Genomic DNA, 18,096 nt, shown 5'->3' with positions numbered 1-18,096 from the left:
AATTACTATATTGCAGGAGAAAACCAAATATCGTAAACGCTTCCAATGCGTCCATCTTCAGTCGTAAAAGTCGACTTCTCTCTGGCCTCTGCTCGCCCTTCAAAAGCGATATGTCCTCTTTTATATTCTAAGTTTATTGAAGTAACACCTTTCTTTGGTAATGTCGTCATTTCAGAACTTTCACTGATCCCGTTACCATTGAGATCATTCCATAGAATTAAATTTGAATATACTTCGTCATTAATATCGATTACACCGTCATTATTAGAATCATACTTAGCTAAAGCTCTAAAGCCATTTTCATATGTATTTTGATCACCGAATAACTCAAGGGCACTATTAATTTTTCCATCACCGTTTCGATCAATGGCAAGGAAATAACCTTTCGAATTAGGCTCTACCCAGTTTACGACTGGTACATCATTTATTAGTGGAAATGAGCTTCTTCCTAAGAAGTCAGGGAGATTCGCATCGAAGAATAACATTAGTGGTGAATAATAAGAGCCACAGAATTGATTTCTTCCAAGAAACGCCGCTTTTACATTTAGGCAATCCTCAAAATCATTAAGGCCAATACTTCCTTTATAGTCGAGCTTAACCCACTTATCTTCTTTTTCATTATGTTGAAAGAATTCCACACGCACATCACTAGAAGAGCCAGAGAAGATTACACGGCCGCTACTTAGGTCACGTGCTCCAACTCTTTTTGGAATACTTAATTGCGCAATTGAAACATTGACTTCACCTTCATGAATTTCACTTTCAGTATCTTCCTGAGCACCTGATACAATTTCAGTTGAAACATCCATTGCTTCCTTACCTCGGATACCACAATTGGCAAGCCCAGGCTTTTTCGTATATGAAGACTTGGCAGCGTAGCCAGTTCCCTTCCAATTATAGAAGAATTTACATTTAATATTTGAATTGAGAGCTGCTTGAGCTAGAGGGTCTCCTTGACGACGACAATCAAGAGCATCGTTTAAAAAGAACTTTGCCCTCTTGTAAGCACATTTATATTTAACATCACGTGAAGAGTTTCCACTTTTTATTAAACAATTAACATCATTTGATTCAGCATTCCACGTACATGATTGCCCATATGTATTTGGCCAAGTTACCTGAGGAGAAAAGACCGTATTACTCTCAAAGTGTTGTCCACCATTTGATAACTTCACATTCATTCTAATATCACCACCACGAGGATCAATCGTACTCTTAGCATGTCTCAGGTTTGCACCATAACAAGTAGGAGTTAGCGTAATATTTAAATGTTTTGAGCGAAATTGATCACACGAGTTCTTCTTAATAACATTTCCCACTTGGTTTAACCTAACTCCAAGGGCCGTGTTATTTGGAATGACAGAAATTCCTTGAGCTAAGACTTGATGACTACTAAAGATTGTTAAAAATATTAGTACTAACACTTCTGAGATCCCCTTATTTGCAAGTAATTTTCTTTAGATTAACATAGGTTTTTTAACTACTTACAACTTACTGATTTTACTTCAACTCAATTCGGTCCCAACGTATCTTACTAAAAATACATGAGAACTTTTCTTGGCATTACTCATGAGATGAGTTCTGCTTATCGACTAAATCATTAAAAGAATCCTCAATCTCTCTGAAGTAATCTCCTTTTCGAAATGTTACTTTCTCTAGAAAATGTTCTTCATCCTCTTCAGACTTAGCTAGTTTTTTAAAGTGATTGTTTAAACGATACAAAGGGCCCGCAATCTTGTGGGACATTGTTAAACCTAAATATAGAAATAGAAAGAAAGAAACTAAGACTGCAATAAGAAGAGAAAAGCTTATGATTTGAACTTGAACATCCCAAAAGCCTTGAAAGGCAGCACTTTGAAAGAAGCCACTCTCCTCTGCCATCTCTCTGACATTTACAAGAAACGACAAAATTGTGGCAACAAAAAGTCCACACGAGATGAGATTTAAAAATCCAAATTTAACGAGAAAGTGTTTTTGAAATTCTGGGTTAATCCAGATTTGCTTGAGGCGTCGGCGATTTTTTGCCATTTATGAGACTCCTATAATAAGTGTTTAATTTATTATAGGAGCTCACTTAAGTTATTGAAACATGGAAAAAGTTAACCTGTTTCTTAGTGATGATCATCCATCATCGCATCATCAAAGTCTTTACATGCAATCGCTAGAGATGCTGGTAAAAGTGCCCAAAACCCTACTAAACACAATGCAACAAATACTTCTAAACTCATATATATTCCTTCGATAGATAAAATTTTATAAGAATCAAAGACTATTATAAGTCATTTGACGGTTCCTGACTAGTAAATTCAACTTCTGCCACGTTGGCCAACTGTGCCTTATCAATCTCTACTTCCATAATTTTTTGGAATCTCTTAGAGATTTTACCTGTAGTTATATTGATATTATTAACGTCTTTAGTAACTGTTGCAAGATGCTTTGTTAGATCAGTCCATCTCTTCTCATAGAGATTAAAGTCTTTACCTAATTTATTGATTTCTTCGTGAAGAATAGACATATACTTTGAACGCTCCATATTCATCATTACACTTTGAACAGTTGTTAAAGTTGCCATGAAAGTTGTCGGTGATGCGATCCAAACATTATGCTTTTGAGAATAAGAAATAATATCTTCATGATATGCGTGAATTTCAGCAAAGATGGCCTCGGCCGGAAGAAAGAGAACGGCCTGCTCAGCAGTCTCACCCTTAATAATATATTTACTCGAAATATCATCGATATGTTTTTTTACATTTCGTACGAATTCTTTACGTGCACTCGCCTTCTCTTCCAATGATCCTTCAAACATTCTTTTGAAGTTTTCTAATGGAAACTTTGAATCCACACAAAGCTTTCCAATTGGATCAGGAAGATCAACCATTGCATCCACGAGCTTGTCATTACTTAATTTGTACTGAAGCTTATAATACTTATCACCCTCACCAAATACTGACTTTAAAAGTGAAGTTAGCTGAACCTCACCAAAGATCCCACGTGATTTTTTATCAGTTAGAACTTCTTGAAGGCTTACAACATTTGTCGAAAGTGATTCGATTTTCTTTTGGGCCTCATCAATTTTAGCAAGACGAGCAATAATTCCAGTAAAGGTTTCATTAGTCTTCTTGAAATTCTCGTTGAGGTTTTCTTGAACTTTATTATCAATATTTTGCAGTTTATCTTGGATTGACTTATTCGTTTTATCAAACTTCGCCTCAAGATCTTTTCCAAGCTGATCTTTAAAAGTGAAGAGATCCTTATTTAGAGCACCTTTTGTCTCCATCAATCTTTCAGCAACAAGTTCTCTTAGATTAGAGAAGTTTTCTGCTAGCTGATTATTATTTTTGAATAAAGTATCCGTCATTTCATTCTTTTGAGAACGAATTAAATTATTAACTTCGTCAAAGTTAACAACTTGCTCTTTTTTAAAAATTAAAAAGAGGAATCCAATAATTACAATTTGAAGAACAATAACTACTATCGTTAAGGCCATTAATTCATTCCTTCTTTTTCACTAGGCATTTTATATGCCTGTGGATTCAACTGCTTCTTTTGCTCTTTTAAAAATTGTAGGCCATCGACCCAATTACCTTGCACTCTCACTCCCCAATGAAGATGTGGAGCACTCGAGCGTCCAGTATTACCACTTAAAGCTATAATTTGACCACGTTTAACTGTATCGCCAGTTTTAACTTTAAATTCTGACAAGTGGCAATACATTGTGATGACACCAGCACCGTGATCAATAAAGACAGCCTTTCCATTAAAGAAGAGATCTTCAACAAGGATTACTTTCCCATCGTTTGATGCTTTGATTGGCGTTGGCCTTCTTGCTCGCATATCCGTACCAGAATGCCAGCTATTTTTCTTATCGTTAAATACACGACGATTACCATAAACAGCGGTGATCTTACTATTTAGCGGGCGGATAAATTCTTTATCTGTTAATGAACGATCTGTAACAGCACTTGCATAAGCTTCACTTTGTAGTTTCACTTCTCTTTTCCAGCGCTCAACCGCTTCAGGAGAAAGATCAACGTGCTTCTTTGCCACCTTGATATAAGATTTCTTATAATCAAATGGCCTTATGTTAAATGTCGTAAAGTGATACTGAACTTCACTTCCGTAGACCTTAGACTTTAAGTAGCAATGAACATTACTTGGCGCATCTGTTTTCTCACCATCTTTTGTTTCAAAGTACCAATATCTCGGAGCATAGAATGCCGTTATTTTTCCATTTTTAATTTCGTGAGATAGCCTCTTATCTCCACAGAGAATATGAAATTCTTCCCCGAGACTTGGCAGGTCTAAAATAATCTTATTCACCTTACCTGGGTAGGCTATACGTTGTTCAACGTCATAAGTTCCAAGCTTTGGTAGAGGCTTAAGGCCTGCACAAGAACAGAGAAAGAGTAAAAATGAAAATAGGAAAAATGTTGTATTGTGTCTCATAAGGAAATTATGGCAAATAAGTTGCGATTTTTAAAGGCCTATTGCTTTAAAAGTGCTAAAAATAAGGGTATAAACAAATATATTTATTTCGAAGGGGTAATTAAATGGCGACGATTAGGCCACAAAATGCAAAAGGGACACGTGACTTTGGTCCACTTGAATCATCAAGACGAAATTATATATTTGATACAATTAAAAAAAGGTTTCAATCACATGGCTTTATGCCGCTAGAGACACCTGCCGTTGAGAACCTGAACGTCCTCACTGGTAAATATGGAGAAGAAGGAGATAAGCTTCTTTTTCGCGTTCTAAACTCAGGAGACTTTCTAAAGAAGGTAAAGCCAGAAGATTTAGAAGAGAAGAATCTTGGAGCAATTTCAGCAAAGATGTGTGATCGAGGTCTGCGCTATGACCTTACCATCCCATTTGCTCGCTATGTGTGTGCCAATTTAAATGAACTGGCCCTCCCATTTAAACGCTATCAAATTCAGCCAGTTTGGCGTGCGGATCGTCCTCAAAAAGGCCGTTATCGCGAATTCTATCAATGTGATGGAGATATTATTGGAACAGAATCACTTCTAAGTGAAGTTTCCCTAGTTGAAGTCTATCACGATGTTTTTAACGACCTAAAGCTTGATGGTGTTGAAATCGTCATCAACAACAGAAAGATCCTTCAAGGTATTGCTAGTGTTCTCGGCGTCAGCGATAAGCTTACCGATATGACTATTGCCATTGATAAGCTCGATAAGATTGGAGCTGAGAAAGTTGGTGAAGAACTTTTAAAACGTGACTTTAGTGAAGAACAAGTAGCAAGACTCTCAACACTTCTTACCTTAGAAGGAAGCTCTGATGAGAAGCTTTCAACAATCAAAGAATTTCTAGGAGAAGACGAAGTTGGAAAACTTGGCCTTGAAGAACTTGAATTTGTTCTCTCAAATGTGCGTGAGCTAGGAATTGAAAACCTTGTCTTTGATCCTACTCTAGCAAGAGGACTTGATTACTACACAGGTTGTATTTTTGAAGTAAAACTTGTTGATGGTTCAATGGGAAGTATCGGTGGCGGAGGACGCTATGACGACCTAACAAGTATGTTTGGTCAAAAAGAGAAGCTCTCAGGTGTTGGAATCTCATTTGGAGCTGAAAGAATTTATGATGTCATGCTTGATCGTGGACTCTTTGAAGATATCGGTGCAAGCGTAGATTATATGATCATCAATATGAGTGATGACGACCAAAAAGAATACCTCCAAATTGCTCGCAAATTTAGAGCGCAAGGCCATTCAATTGAGATCTACCCTACTTCGGCCAAAATGAAGAAGCAGATGACTTACGCCAACAAGCGTGGGGTTAAGAATGTAATCTTCTATGGGGATCAGGAAAAAGAGCAAAGAATTTTAAAAATAAAAGACATGGAAACAGGTCAAGAGAAACAAGAAAGCCTCGCATAGCGAGGCTTCTTTATTTCTAACGAAATGAATTCGTTTGATTATCCTAGGATATCGTATGGACGAATTGTCTTTCTACCGTTAGCTGTACATCTCTTTTGAGCTTGATCAACTAGCCAGTATACGTACTCGTTCATTGCTTCAAGAGCGTCTGAAGATACGTTGTATCCTTTACCCTTTAGTGCTTCTTTAGTTTTTGAACCAACTAGTAGCATTTCCTTTTTCTTAGTTGATTTCTTAGCTGCTTTTTTCTTTGGAGCTGCTTTCTTCTTAGTTGCTGCTTTTTTCTTTTTAGCCATTTTAAACCTCTTGTTTAGTTGTTTTAGTAGAAAAATATGTAATATAGTAATTTTAAGTACCTAGCATTTATTACGTCAATAAAAAAAACCGATCGCCTCCTATAATTGCCGAAAATTAGGCTTAACTATCCTAAATAACTGGGTAAAATACGTCATTTTGCATAAAATCCTTCCTTGAGATAGTCTTTAGAGATGGAAAAGCAAGTGTTTAAAATTGCAAGCCAAAAAAGCAACAGGTTCATTTTAGTAATTAAGAATCTTACCAGTCACACTAGTGTGCTTGAGATAAATAAGTGTCATCTTGTTATGCTTGTGTCTCCGCAAAAACTAACGGCTTTATTACCGAAAAATAGCTGTGCCTTAGGGCATAGGATTGAATTATATATTGTCCAAAATTCACTTGTAACAAAGGCCAATTCAGCCGATTTAACAAAGCATGAGCAGGCCATAAAGCTAACAAGTGAAGTCATGGATATTGGTGCATACAACGACGAACAGAACCACGTAACTTTTAAAGTTCTGGAAGAGAGTAAGGAGATGCACGAGAAGATTGAAAATGTAATTTTGAATCGATTAGAGAAGACAAATAAATTATTAGATAAATTTAGGAAAGTACCAGTCGATGAGTAACGAAGATCCAAGAAAACAAACATTCTTTAAAGACTTAGAAGTCTTAGTGGTTGAGTCTCTCGGTAATGCCCGTGTTGCATACGAGAATGCATTCAAGTCACTTGGTATTGAACGTAAGAATGTACGTTTTGCTAAGACTTTTCATGATGCCCTAAAAGAGCTCGACTCTTTTGAGCCCAATCTTGTTTTTAGCTACGAAGTACTTGATCAAGGTCGCTATAACGACGTTTTAAAGAAGCACTTAAAGCTTCAACCAAATCGAATCAACAACAGCTTCATTCTACTGACTCAAAATGATTCCATTGATGCGATTTCAAAAATTGCTCAACAACAAGTGGATCTCGTTTTACCGATCCCATTCACTGTAGATAGTATAAAAGCCTTAATGGATAAGTTATACGAGATGAAGTCATCTCCAAGTGATTATCGAAAACTTATCAATGCCGCTTATGAACAAGTAGGAAAAGATCATGCAAAAGTTTTTGAGATTGTAGAGAAGGCCAGAGAGTTATCAAAAGAAGCATATGAAACATATTATCTGGAAGGACTTTGTCATTTCAAAGATAAGAACTTTGAAGAGTCCCTTAAAGCACTTGAAAAGTCTTATACAATAAACCCAAAAGACTTTAATACTCTAAAGCTATTTTTTAAAACTTATAAACATCAGAAAAATTACTATATGGCCTTGCAGTATTCACTTAAACTGCATGCGGACTACCCTATTTCACCTGATATGTTGAAAGACTTATCAATGGTTGCAGTTGCGGCTGGTAAGCATGAATTAATTTTAAATTATTATGATGCTTATAAGAAAGTGAATGAGCCTTCAGATGAAATCAAAGATGCCATTTCTGCGGCCATTGTCATCTATGCTCGATGTGAACTTGAAAAAATTGAATTTGATAAATCATCTATTCAAGACTTACAAAAAAATAAGAAATACTTAAAGGCATTAAAGCTAATTGAGGAAGCTTCAATCATTTGCGCAACAAAGCCTGCTATTTTAGAAAAAATGATTATTATCCTGACTCAAACACCAGATAATAAGACCACTAAATTCGTGCAAGTTAAGCAAAAAGAAAAATTTCCAAAGTATGAGAATGCTCCACTCATGGATGCCCTCGTAGCAGATAAAGACTCTACTGCTTCCCAGTCTTTAAAGATGGCCATCGATACATTAAATAGTGGTTTCAAATCAGAAGAACTATTTGAGATTATCATCAAGCGCTCAATCGATATGAATCGTAAAGAAGAGAGTATTCAGGAGTGGTATGAGCAGGCCATCAAAATCTATCCTCATATGAAGACTCGTCTGAATAAATTTTATAACGCCTAACGAAATTCCAGTCACTTACGCACTTTTGAAAAATAAATTCCTTTGCAGAATTTTCCTTAAATTATATAAAAATGGGAAATATTAGGGAGGGGTTTATTATGTTTAGAGCAGTTATATTGCTAGTGGCCATTGTTTATCTAACAAGCACAATGGCACAATTTAGAGCACCACAAATACCGAACTATACACAATCTGCATGTGTTGAAAAATTGTGTTCAGGTAACGAAAGAGAATGTTCATCTAATTATGAACTAAGAAGAATTTACGATGCGTGTACAAGACAACTGGACTTAGGTTGTATTAACAATTCAATGAGACTTCTTTCACGTTTTGATCAAAATGATCACAATGAACTTTATGCAATTGCTCGTTCTTGCCAATACGTAACAGGAAATGTTCAAGCAACAGTAATGGCAAATTTAAGTCGCTACGATCGTAATGACCTTAATGAAGTAACAAGCTTAAATTCACAACTTTGGTTAGTACAAAATTCATGTCTTAACAGTGCGCTTTCAAGATTAAACAGAAGAGACTTTGATAGCCAAGAAGACATCAGAAGAGTTATGTCACAATGTGTAGGAACATTTAATGTTGCCTGTTTTGAAAATGAATGTGATGGACACTTCGCATGTAATGATCAAAATGAAGTAGTAAATGCTTTAAGAAAATGTATAAGTGGACCTAGTCTACAAGACCGTCGTCGTCTATAAATAACGAAATATAAAACACACAAGAAACACAACACACACAATTAGGTTTTTAATGACGAAAATTCTTTTAAAAATAATGGCCATCACGATGGTGGCCACTTTTACACAAGCAGACTTTAACCGTTCAATTCTCTTTAGTGGTCGACTAGCGAATTCATGTGAATTTGTAAGCGATCAAGCTGTCCTTGAAGTTGTTGACTCCCTGACAATAGCAATTAAAGACATCAAAGATGAGCGCTATCGTTGCCAATCAATCTATGCAAACTCAAAGGCCTTCCTTTCTTCACTAAGTGAGCAATATAAGGGTAATGCCAATGAAGTTTCTATTATCGATTCAAACTTAGAGACGATTGCCAGTGAGGTTTATCAACTTGTGGCAAATAGTAATTATAACGGTGAATACGATGCTGAGATTCTCTCTCTACAAAGAAGAAGAAATGAGATCCTCGATTCAGATTACCGTAAAGAAAATGGCGTTGTTGATAGTCTCACAATGGCCACAACAATCTTAGATGACCTAAGAGATGCGCCAGAATGTGATGATGACTTAGGTCCAAAAATGCTTCGCCCTGCAGTTATGTTAATGGGACAAGTTGCCGGTGCTCTATACCCAGGCTCTTCCCTATTTACTTCTGCAGCTTCTACAGGACTTGCCAATATGGTTGATAGTCTTGTCTCTTACGTAAGTTATAAAGGAAGTGATGCTTATCAAGCGTTAGAAGACTTATATAATGATAGAAATTACTACGTATCTTATAAGTGTGCATATAAGAATATCAATGCCATGACTTGTAACCTACGTCGTAAGAATGCAACAAGAGAAGAAGCTAAGTGGTTATATGACTACATTCAAAGGCTAGATACTCCAGACAAAGACTTTCAAAGAATTAAAGATTTAAGAAAGCACTACCCTCGTATCCAAAGAATTCTGAGTGAATTAAGAGATATTTATGAAACTGCAAATCAACAGGATACAATTGTAACCATTGCAACACTTCAAAAGGAACAAGCAAAGCTTAGACTGCAACAGCCTGATCCATATCAAATCGAAGAGTGGAATGATGAATATCAAAATATAAAAACTTGGGAAACGTGGTCACATACTTTAACTTGGTTTGCTAATGTAAATGCAAAGTTAAATGTCTATTGTCGTGAATTCCAAGACGGTAAGTACTGGGTAAACCAGAATAGTGATTGTCAGGAAAACCAAATTGCTCGAAATGAAGATCGTACACAGTATATTCAAGAAGTAATTAAACCAGCTCTAGCTGATCTTGCGGCCGATAAAGAAAGACTTTCAGAGAAGCTTAGAAATTCAGTTAACGTTGAAAGATTATATAAAATCATCGAAGCAGAAGATAATTGGCGAGATAATAAGAAAGATTTTTCAATCTCAGAAGTCATCGAAATCTTTGAAGAGGATTTAACAAAAACGGGAACGAGGCCACAAGCAACGGCCCTATTTTCAGTTCGCATGAGAAACGCTTTAAAAGCACTTAAGGCCCTTGTTAATTTTGAGAAGGTTGTTGTCAATGTTCCAAGTCTGACACCAGAAGACTGCGATATCGATGCTCCAAATTGCCAGTGCAATAGCTTTAAGGACCTATCACAAGCAGCTTATACTTATTTAGCAAATAATTTATCAGATGGTGATGTTCTTTCAGTTGAGACAATCGATGCGACTTTCTACAACTATATACGTGCAGTTGAAGAGTACTTCCTCTATGGCCTTCCATATGCAGAAAGCCCACAGCTAACATATGAGGATAGCTTAAATTATTCGAAATATACTTTTCTAATCCCAATTTATCGCGGAATTCAACAAAATCTTCTAAGAGGAGATAATGTTGGAGCAAGTAATATTCCTCTCATGAATACGGCAAGAGAAAGCTTTGAGAAAGTTTTTGGAAAGTCGATTATTAAGATCCTAAATAAGAATGCAAAGAAAGTTCTTAAGAAGGGAAAAAGACACGATAGCTATCGTGACACTCTCCATTCATGTGCTATCTACTACCCAATGCTTAAGAAAAAAGGCATGGGGCTAAGAGCAAAATTCTTAGCAAAGAGATGTGCAGAGATTCTTGATGACAGCGGTGGTATTCCCTACCTAGTCAATGGAAGCGAGCGCTTCTCAACGAAAAATGAGGCCTATGAGTCACAGTGCTTCTATCGTAACTACGAAGAGGCCGTAAGTGTAAAGAAGGCCGAACTTGCTCGAGAACTAGATCAAAATGGAGATCTTCAAGAATTATAATATTGCCAAGCCCTCACGGTTTGGCTATTATTCTTCTTGAAAATATCTCAATTGAGGGCCTTTAGCTCAGCTGGGAGAGCGCTTCGCTGGCAGCGAAGAGGTCAGCGGTTCGATCCCGCTAAGGTCCACCAAAATAAAAAAGCCCACTCAACGAGTGGGCTTTTTTGTTTTTATGGATATTAGTAAGCGATCTAATTGCTCTTGGCGGTTGCCTACAGGATGTAGGTATGTCGCGGAGGCCATGGATGGCCGAGAGCGACTCCCGTGCAAACTTGCTCACTAACTTAACAAAGAGCTAAAGTCGACTCCCATGCAAGCATGCCAACATTCTTAACTAAGTCCCAAAAAACAATATCGCTTAAATATATGGCTCCAGGTCACTTTCGATTTTACGTGCGAAAAAAAATAATCGCTAGGAACGACTTCCAGCTTGATGATACGAAGCTTGAGATTGTTAAGAATTTATTGGGGAGCCTCTGAAAGAGGCTTCTTTAATTAGTTATAATTTTTTACGATTTGTTAATACACCTAATATAATTACAAAAATGCTCAATTTAGCAACACTGTCTAGAAGTTGTACATCATATATAACTGATTACTAGCAATTTGATTGGCATCAAACCTGCAATTTATAAACTAATAGGAGCAGGTATGAAATTATTAATTATCTTTTTATCTTTTTTAGTAACAGAATTAACTTTTGCTAGTTGTACTATATATGAATCAAGAATTGGATCTTGTGGAGATGCTAGACCAAGTAGTTTTATCTCTCTAATAGAAACTCTATGGATCGGTTCTGTAATAATTTACGCTTTATGGAAATTTACTAAGATCTTCGTTGGTGAATTAAAAACATATATTTCTAAACGAGAGTAAGACATTAGTTCCAAGTGCTTCTTAGATAAACATTAGGAACGACGATACTCTTAATCAATAAATGTTGTATCCATCCAATCAGTATAGTCTGTATCATCTAAAATATTATAACGATAATAGTCATACAAATACTTAGAATATTGATTATTGATAGTTTCATTATTTTTAACTGCATTAACGAACTCTAAGATAATATCATTCTCAACTTTCAATTCACCAATGTTTTGAATTAAATAATCTACCTTTTTGAAAAACAAAAGTTTTCTATTTACTCTCATTTCAAGATAGTCACTATTTACTAATTTAGTAAGAAAGCTCTTACGATGGTCTTTAATTTCTTTTATAATTTTTTGGATATTTTTATAATAAATTAGGCTTTCAATATCTAGGATCTCACTAGACGAGAGCTTCTCATCTAATAGAGCTAGATAGATACAGAATTCTAAAAAATTTCGATCAAGCCTAAGATATGTACTATTAATTAGGAGAGAGTTTAATGATAAAGCTTTTAGGAAGTTATCTTCTGAAATATTTCTTAAATTAAAATCATTCATATACTCCCCTTCACAAATATTCATCTGAACAAAAGTCAACGGTACTCTCTGATTCTATCACCTTAGAATTATATTTAAACGTATCTATTTTTTTTGACTTACATCTATAATCGATAAATTTCCTATATATGGTTATTTCACGATTACCTAGATTTAAAACCTTACCGTCAAACGATTCATCATGTAACGTAAAAGATATATCTATATAAGGATTAAGAGAGGAAGATAGACAGGTAAATCCCGCTAATTGATATTGATTCGTTCTCAAAGGAATTCTCAACAATCCACTCTCTTGTAGTAAATTCATTCTTAAGTCATCATACATTTCACTATTTTCAAATACAGAAAAGCTACAATATTCAGTAATTTTTCTGCCTTCAAAGAATATGTTTATATTTCCAACAACCAAAACATTTTTCTTTAATAAAAGATCATCTGATTCAGGATACTTGTCTTTAAAGTATCCATTTTCACGATACTTTTCAACAATATATCCCTTAATGCTTCCACAACTTGAAAGTAACAACATTAAAAATAACAACAAACTTTTATATATGTTCATAATAGTACTATCACAACTCCGAGGTATTATTTATACCATTAGAATATTTCCTAAATCTTAGATGAAGACAACATGCCTAGATAAAACAAACAAGCAGTATCTTTTAAAACAGGTTTATCTCCTACAGTCTCAACAATACCTTCATTTTTCAATAACTCTAAAGTCTCATAAGATGAAGTATCGTTACCAAGAATTAGACTTTCTACACAATCTACGACTTCGGCCCTCGAAAACAACGAACATAGCCTCATCATATTTTGCTTAAGGCTTTCGTTTGATATTCCTTCCTTAAAGTCGCTTACTGATTCAAATTCACCAGAAGTACTCCAAACAAAGTTTTTAGATTTAATACGACATCCCCTAAACACAACGGCTCCTTTGTCCTTACTATCTTGTAGTTGGTTGAGCACTTTATCTTTCAATTCCACGGTCATTTAATCTCCATATGTTAATACTTCTTATATTTAGTAACGATTACAAGTTTTCATCAATAGTATTCTATAAGAATACATTTGGTTCAATATATGTTTTTTTGTATACAGTATAAAAAATAACAGTAATAGAAATCACGAATTAAAATATACAATCTAGTTCCTTAGCTTTCTTTTTAAGATCAACTCTATATCCTTCCAGTGAATCAGTCCTATTTAAATGTTTTAATCTAACATTTAAGATATCACACATAAATTCGCTATTAGGGTATGCAGCTTCAAATTTATACGTTTCAAAATTTGCTCGAGAGTAATATTGATTTTTTTCAAGTTTTATTATCAATTCATATGCTTCACGTTCAGAGAGATTTGAAGCGCAACTAAATATAAACAAAAGAGCAAAGCACATCATTATATTTTCTTTATATTTTTTATTCTTCATAGCTCAAAACACCTACACTGAAACATCTTTAAATATTCACAAAAAATGATGGTCATTATATTACTTACATATATTCCGATATTTTAATTTTTTAATAACTTCAGAAATCTCTTGATCTGTATGGCCAGAAAAAAACCTTTTCAAGTTAATATATTCAATAATTCCATCTCTCTTCAATAAAACGACATACCTACCAAATGCATAATTTCCGATATCAGACTCAAGACCAAGACTAGCTAAATCTCCCTGAATTAATTCAATTAAGCTACTTTCATTAGGATTTAGTTTTATAACATTGCATTTTTTGATATCAAAACTCGACAACATACTCGCGACAAAACCAGACCTTCTTTTTACTGATGATTGAATCGTAATTTTTTTTAGGTAATGATCTAACTTTTTAAGATCAAAATAAGCTCTTTTACTTCTTGAACAATAGAATCCACCTTCTCCTACTTCGTAAAGATCATCAATACCAGATTCAGTAATGTATGGATTTGTTATTCTATTGTCTGGGATACTTCCATATCGATGACTATACGCAGATCGACTAAATATTAGATTATATAACTTCCTTAAAGATTGATCTGTTACAAACAAGGTAAAAAAATCTAATATTTTTAATAAATCATCGATTGAGCACAGATACATTCCACACTCGTGACATATATTGATTTTAACATTTAAAGTAGCAATTTTCACTTTAGGTTCACGATTATCACAATGTATACAATCTACCTCATGGTCTTTATCTATATACGGAGCTTTTATTATGGTATCAAATAATGATACTCTTCTAGAGAAGTTCAATAAAGCAAAGATCAAGAATTCTCGAAGTGTCCACACATAAAACAAAGACAAGTTTAATAAAACAAATAACCCTTTACCAGTTAATGCTAAGGAATTGTGTACCCCATGAAAAATGATGGCGAAGAGAATTGATATTACGACATTTAACACATTGCCTTTATTATAATAGAAACACATTGTAGAAAAAGCCATAAATGAAGAACTCATTATATGCATTGGTGTAGTAAAGATAAACCTTGAAAGAATGAGTTCTTTTTTAAACATGGTTGCATACTCAATGTTCTCAATTAGTGAAAAACCTAAAGAAACACAAAACATATATACAAAAAAATCAATTCCTTCTGTGACATATTTCTTAAATAGTTTGATTATTAAAAGAAATGTTACTAACTTAGCTGGTTCTTCAGTTACACCAGCAAAAATAATTCTACCAACCTTCGTCATAGGATCTAACCAAGGAGAAATAAGTTCTCTTAATAACAATGTAAAGAATATGGAAAGTGCCCCTCCAACAATAATTGAAATAATTAAAGTATGCACTGGCTGTGGTTCATAAACATCATATTTTCTAATTAAGAAAATTGAATATGCTCCCAATAAAAATGAAATAGAAATTAATATATATATCATAATGACTTTCTAAATAAATATTTTAAGATCTTTGATACCTAACTATTTGAAATATCGGGATATTAGAACATGTTCTTAAAAAATAATTTCACCTTTCGGATAACTTATAACTTCCCTGCTGACTTACTGAAATTACATTAATAAGAAATTTACACTCACACAGAAGTTCATTAGTTCATCAGAAAACATATTAGAATCACATGTATAACCTAGAAAATGTTCACTAAAGGATACAAGGGATACTCCCGACTAGTTAACTCAAGTTAATCTTTTACAAAGTTGGTTTAATGTCTGATGTATTTATTTTTCTAATTATTGGTTTAGTTATTTATTCATTCTATAAATTTCTTCAAATGGCCAAAGAAGCAAGTGAAGTAACAGTTGAAACAAGGCCAAAAGATAAAGTTATAAATTCAAAGCCTATAGCAATAGAGAATCATAAAAAATCTAAGACAAACACTACCAATAGCTCAAAAGCAAAGGAAGTTATAAGTTTCATTTATGAAGATGCTTCTGGAAACAAAACGACCAGGGAAATTTCTGCATATAATATTGATGATGAATATATAAGAGGTTTTTGTCATCTAAGGGGAGAAGTAAGAACTTTCAGAAAAGATAGAATTGTATCCTTTATTAATAAACCAAGTATTGAAAAATTATCCACAAAAACACCAATTAAAAAACCTAGATCGACAACAGAAACAGAAATACTATTTACAGGTTTCTCAGCAGCGAAAAGAGCTGATCTTGAAAAGGTTGCGACGAACAATTCTTTCAGAGTAAGAAAAAGTGTTACAAAGAATCTTGCGATATTGTGCTGTGGGCCTAATGCCGGTCCTAAAAAACTAGAAGAATCTAAAGCAAAAGGCGTTGAGATTTTAACAGAAGATGATTTTAATAAATTAATTCAAACAGGAGAACTTCCAGTTGCGTCATAAAATTCCTCTGTGTCTTATACTATTCTCTATTTCACTTGTATTCATAAGTTGCTCCTCACACAAGGAAGTTAAGCTTTGCACAGATACTAATTTAGAGCGCTATAACAGTGAATGCTGCCCAGTTGTAGGTAATGATGAATCTGGTATATATCATACCCCAGGAGGACAATTCTACGGAATGATGCTTGTCAAAAACAAAGGGCATGATAATAGAGTTTGCTTTAGAACTGAATTAGATGCTCAGAAAAATGGCTATAGAGCAAGTATGAGGTGAAGAAGTATTATTAAACTAGCTATCTTAAGTAAAAGTATTTCAATACGAGTAAAGCAATAATTACGAATAACATTCATTTTGCAAAGAAATATGCAGAAATAAAACAATAAAGTCGGTTAAACAATTACATGTTGAATCCGACAAGTAAGTTACAATATTATTAAGGTTATTAAATGACAGAAAAGTTAATCGATTGTAAAACTTGCGGACATAAAATTGCATTATCTGCTTCTAAATGTCCTAATTGTGGCGCTAACAACTTTCATATAAATACTGGTTGTGCCTTATATAGTTTTATAATAATTGCTATATCTTTTTCATTGCTACTCCTATGCACTCCTTCTAAGAAAGGAAACAATCAGGAAGTCTTTTCTTGTACATCACGTGGCATTGACTATTTTAAAAGTATTGGCAGTTATCCAACATTGGGTAATGGTAAAGATGCTTATAGCGTTGCCAAGGAGAGATGCCAAAGAACGACTACTGCATTTTAGATTTAAACAATAAACTCAATACGTGCGGCAATTATCATTATTCAGATATGTAAATGAAATAATAATACAAACAACTAACAAACTTCCTACCGTGTAGTTAAAGAAGTTCCCGAATAACTCATAGTCTAAATTAACTAGTAGAAGAAATGCACTTGATAAAGCCAAGAATGTGAAAGTTACCTGGCTCTTATGTTTTGAATAGCCAAGCTTTCGAAATGAATACTCAGTATATAAAGAGTCTGGAATAGAACTCATAAGGATACATGCCATTATTAAATTCTTGTGTTCGACTTTATCGGGCAAATTTAAGAATAATAAAAACATTGGAAAAGTGAGAAAATATAAATTAGGAGGAAGTTAGAAAACTTCTTTATGAAGCAGAGATAAGAGAACCCCCTTGGCGTCACATTTGGGCGGTCGCTCTCCTCACCGGAATGCGATCAGGCGAACTATATGCCCTTACATGGGAAGACGTTGATTTTGATAACAACATTATCCGAATCACAAAATCCTTTAGCCAACGACTCAATGGTGTGAAATCGACCAAGAACTCAGAATGGAGAAACGCACATATCTCAGAAGACTTAAAAGAAGTCCTCCTAAAGATAAGAAAGCTTAATCCAAATTCTGTCAATGTTCTCCCACGAGCTGGGACTGGAGATGTGGAAACGCAGGCAAAGTTACAAGAGATTTCCTACATCGTATAGGAATTGAAAAGCACATCACTTTTCACACTCTAAGAGCTTGCTTTGCGACTCACGTATTGGCTTCAGGAGCTGAGCCGACTCAGGTTATGAAAATGGGGGGCTGGTCAGATTTTAAGACCTTTCAGATCTATGTCCGTATGGCGGGGGTTGATGTGAAGGGAGTGACGGACGATTTTCATATCTTATCAAACAAAAATTGATATGATAAAATCAAACTCAAACATTAGATAAAAAATAGAGAGGGGGGCTACTCCTCCC

19 protein-coding genes, 1 tRNA gene and 1 pseudogene are annotated in these 18,096 nt (G+C 34.6%); 11 read left to right on the top strand and 10 right to left on the bottom strand.

Annotated features, from left to right (window positions below):
• Positions 1-5 precede the first annotated feature (5 nt).
• From ACMAZI_RS06050 to ACMAZI_RS06035, 4 genes are all read right to left on the bottom strand, one after another.
• Positions 6-1,424, bottom strand: coding sequence for a hypothetical protein (locus tag ACMAZI_RS06050; protein WP_412473553.1), 1,419 nt, complete (start codon positions 1,422-1,424; stop codon positions 6-8).
• 139 nt (positions 1,425-1,563) lie between these two features.
• Positions 1,564-2,028 (bottom strand): hypothetical protein, encoded by a 465-nt coding sequence (locus ACMAZI_RS06045; protein WP_115363652.1) that lies wholly within the window; start codon positions 2,026-2,028, stop codon positions 1,564-1,566.
• 244 nt (positions 2,029-2,272) lie between these two features.
• Positions 2,273-3,487 (bottom strand): DNA recombination protein RmuC, encoded by a 1,215-nt coding sequence (locus ACMAZI_RS06040; protein ID WP_115363654.1) that lies wholly within the window; start codon positions 3,485-3,487, stop codon positions 2,273-2,275.
• On the bottom strand, positions 3,487-4,446 hold the full coding sequence (locus ACMAZI_RS06035; protein ID WP_115363656.1) for a M23 family metallopeptidase: 960 nt from the start codon (positions 4,444-4,446) through the stop codon (positions 3,487-3,489). The genes ACMAZI_RS06040 and ACMAZI_RS06035 overlap by 1 nt, the downstream gene beginning before the upstream one ends.
• A 104-nt stretch (positions 4,447-4,550) precedes the next feature.
• Between ACMAZI_RS06035 and hisS the strand changes: the two genes are divergently transcribed.
• Complete coding sequence (hisS, locus tag ACMAZI_RS06030; RefSeq protein ID WP_412473554.1) at positions 4,551-5,894, top strand: histidine--tRNA ligase; 1,344 nt, start codon at positions 4,551-4,553, stop codon at positions 5,892-5,894.
• A 38-nt stretch (positions 5,895-5,932) separates the two neighbouring features.
• On the opposite strand, the gene ACMAZI_RS06025 is transcribed toward hisS, so the two are convergent.
• The gene (locus ACMAZI_RS06025) at positions 5,933-6,190 is read right to left on the bottom strand and encodes a hypothetical protein (protein ID WP_199506668.1); all 258 of its coding nucleotides are present in this window, start codon (positions 6,188-6,190) and stop codon (positions 5,933-5,935) included.
• Between the two features lie 276 nt (positions 6,191-6,466).
• Between ACMAZI_RS06025 and ACMAZI_RS06020 the strand changes: the two genes are divergently transcribed.
• From ACMAZI_RS06020 to ACMAZI_RS05995, 6 genes are all read left to right on the top strand, one after another.
• Complete coding sequence (locus tag ACMAZI_RS06020) at positions 6,467-6,820, top strand: hypothetical protein (protein ID WP_412473555.1); 354 nt, start codon at positions 6,467-6,469, stop codon at positions 6,818-6,820.
• Entirely contained in the window at positions 6,813-8,156 is a 1,344-nt protein-coding gene (locus ACMAZI_RS06015; protein ID WP_412473556.1) for a hypothetical protein, read from the top strand. The genes ACMAZI_RS06020 and ACMAZI_RS06015 overlap by 8 nt, the downstream gene beginning before the upstream one ends.
• Positions 8,157-8,254: 98 nt before the next feature.
• Complete coding sequence (locus tag ACMAZI_RS06010; protein ID WP_120405115.1) at positions 8,255-8,866, top strand: hypothetical protein; 612 nt, start codon at positions 8,255-8,257, stop codon at positions 8,864-8,866.
• A gap of 52 nt (positions 8,867-8,918) precedes the next feature.
• Positions 8,919-11,120 (top strand): hypothetical protein, encoded by a 2,202-nt coding sequence (locus ACMAZI_RS06005; RefSeq protein WP_412473557.1) that lies wholly within the window; start codon positions 8,919-8,921, stop codon positions 11,118-11,120.
• A gap of 55 nt (positions 11,121-11,175) precedes the next feature.
• Positions 11,176-11,251 (top strand) — tRNA-Ala (locus ACMAZI_RS06000).
• Between the two features lie 520 nt (positions 11,252-11,771).
• A complete protein-coding gene (locus ACMAZI_RS05995; protein ID WP_412473558.1) occupies positions 11,772-11,996 on the top strand; it encodes a hypothetical protein in 225 nt (74 codons plus the stop codon).
• Between the two features lie 50 nt (positions 11,997-12,046).
• Here ACMAZI_RS05995 and ACMAZI_RS05990 read toward each other — a convergent pair whose 3' ends face one another.
• The 5 genes from ACMAZI_RS05990 to ACMAZI_RS05970 form a co-directional block, all read right to left on the bottom strand.
• Entirely contained in the window at positions 12,047-12,550 is a 504-nt protein-coding gene (locus tag ACMAZI_RS05990; protein ID WP_412473559.1) for a hypothetical protein, read from the bottom strand.
• Between the two features lie 10 nt (positions 12,551-12,560).
• Complete coding sequence (locus ACMAZI_RS05985) at positions 12,561-13,112, bottom strand: hypothetical protein (protein WP_412473560.1); 552 nt, start codon at positions 13,110-13,112, stop codon at positions 12,561-12,563.
• A 50-nt stretch (positions 13,113-13,162) separates the two neighbouring features.
• Entirely contained in the window at positions 13,163-13,540 is a 378-nt protein-coding gene (locus ACMAZI_RS05980) for a hypothetical protein (protein WP_412474437.1), read from the bottom strand.
• 145 nt (positions 13,541-13,685) lie between these two features.
• Positions 13,686-13,985, bottom strand: a complete 300-nt coding sequence (locus tag ACMAZI_RS05975; protein WP_412473562.1) for a hypothetical protein — start codon at positions 13,983-13,985, stop codon at positions 13,686-13,688.
• 60 nt (positions 13,986-14,045) lie between these two features.
• The gene (locus ACMAZI_RS05970; RefSeq protein ID WP_412473563.1) at positions 14,046-15,425 is read right to left on the bottom strand and encodes a PrsW family intramembrane metalloprotease; all 1,380 of its coding nucleotides are present in this window, start codon (positions 15,423-15,425) and stop codon (positions 14,046-14,048) included.
• 287 nt (positions 15,426-15,712) lie between these two features.
• On the opposite strand from ACMAZI_RS05970, the gene ACMAZI_RS05965 reads away from it, so the two are divergent.
• The 4 genes and pseudogenes from ACMAZI_RS05965 to ACMAZI_RS05950 all read left to right on the top strand — a co-directional run bounded on the left by ACMAZI_RS05965 (position 15,713) and on the right by ACMAZI_RS05950 (position 18,038).
• On the top strand, positions 15,713-16,363 hold the full coding sequence (locus ACMAZI_RS05965) for a BRCT domain-containing protein (RefSeq protein WP_412473564.1): 651 nt from the start codon (positions 15,713-15,715) through the stop codon (positions 16,361-16,363).
• A 447-nt stretch (positions 16,364-16,810) separates the two neighbouring features.
• On the top strand, positions 16,811-17,131 hold the full coding sequence (locus ACMAZI_RS05960) for a hypothetical protein (protein ID WP_412473565.1): 321 nt from the start codon (positions 16,811-16,813) through the stop codon (positions 17,129-17,131).
• A gap of 365 nt (positions 17,132-17,496) precedes the next feature.
• Positions 17,497-17,838, top strand: a pseudogene (locus tag ACMAZI_RS05955) (tyrosine-type recombinase/integrase); the annotation flags it as partial.
• Entirely contained in the window at positions 17,835-18,038 is a 204-nt protein-coding gene (locus ACMAZI_RS05950; protein WP_412474442.1) for a tyrosine-type recombinase/integrase, read from the top strand. The pseudogene ACMAZI_RS05955 and the gene ACMAZI_RS05950, both read left to right, overlap by 4 nt.
• Positions 18,039-18,096 lie beyond the last annotated feature (58 nt).

It is taken from the genome of Halobacteriovorax sp. YZS-3-1 (assembly GCF_047084945.1).
Lineage (GTDB): Bacteria > Bdellovibrionota > Bacteriovoracia > Bacteriovoracales > Bacteriovoracaceae > Halobacteriovorax_A > Halobacteriovorax_A vibrionivorans.
The sequence above is the reverse complement of the archived record's forward strand: the minus strand, read 5'-3'. Positions and strand labels throughout refer to the sequence as shown.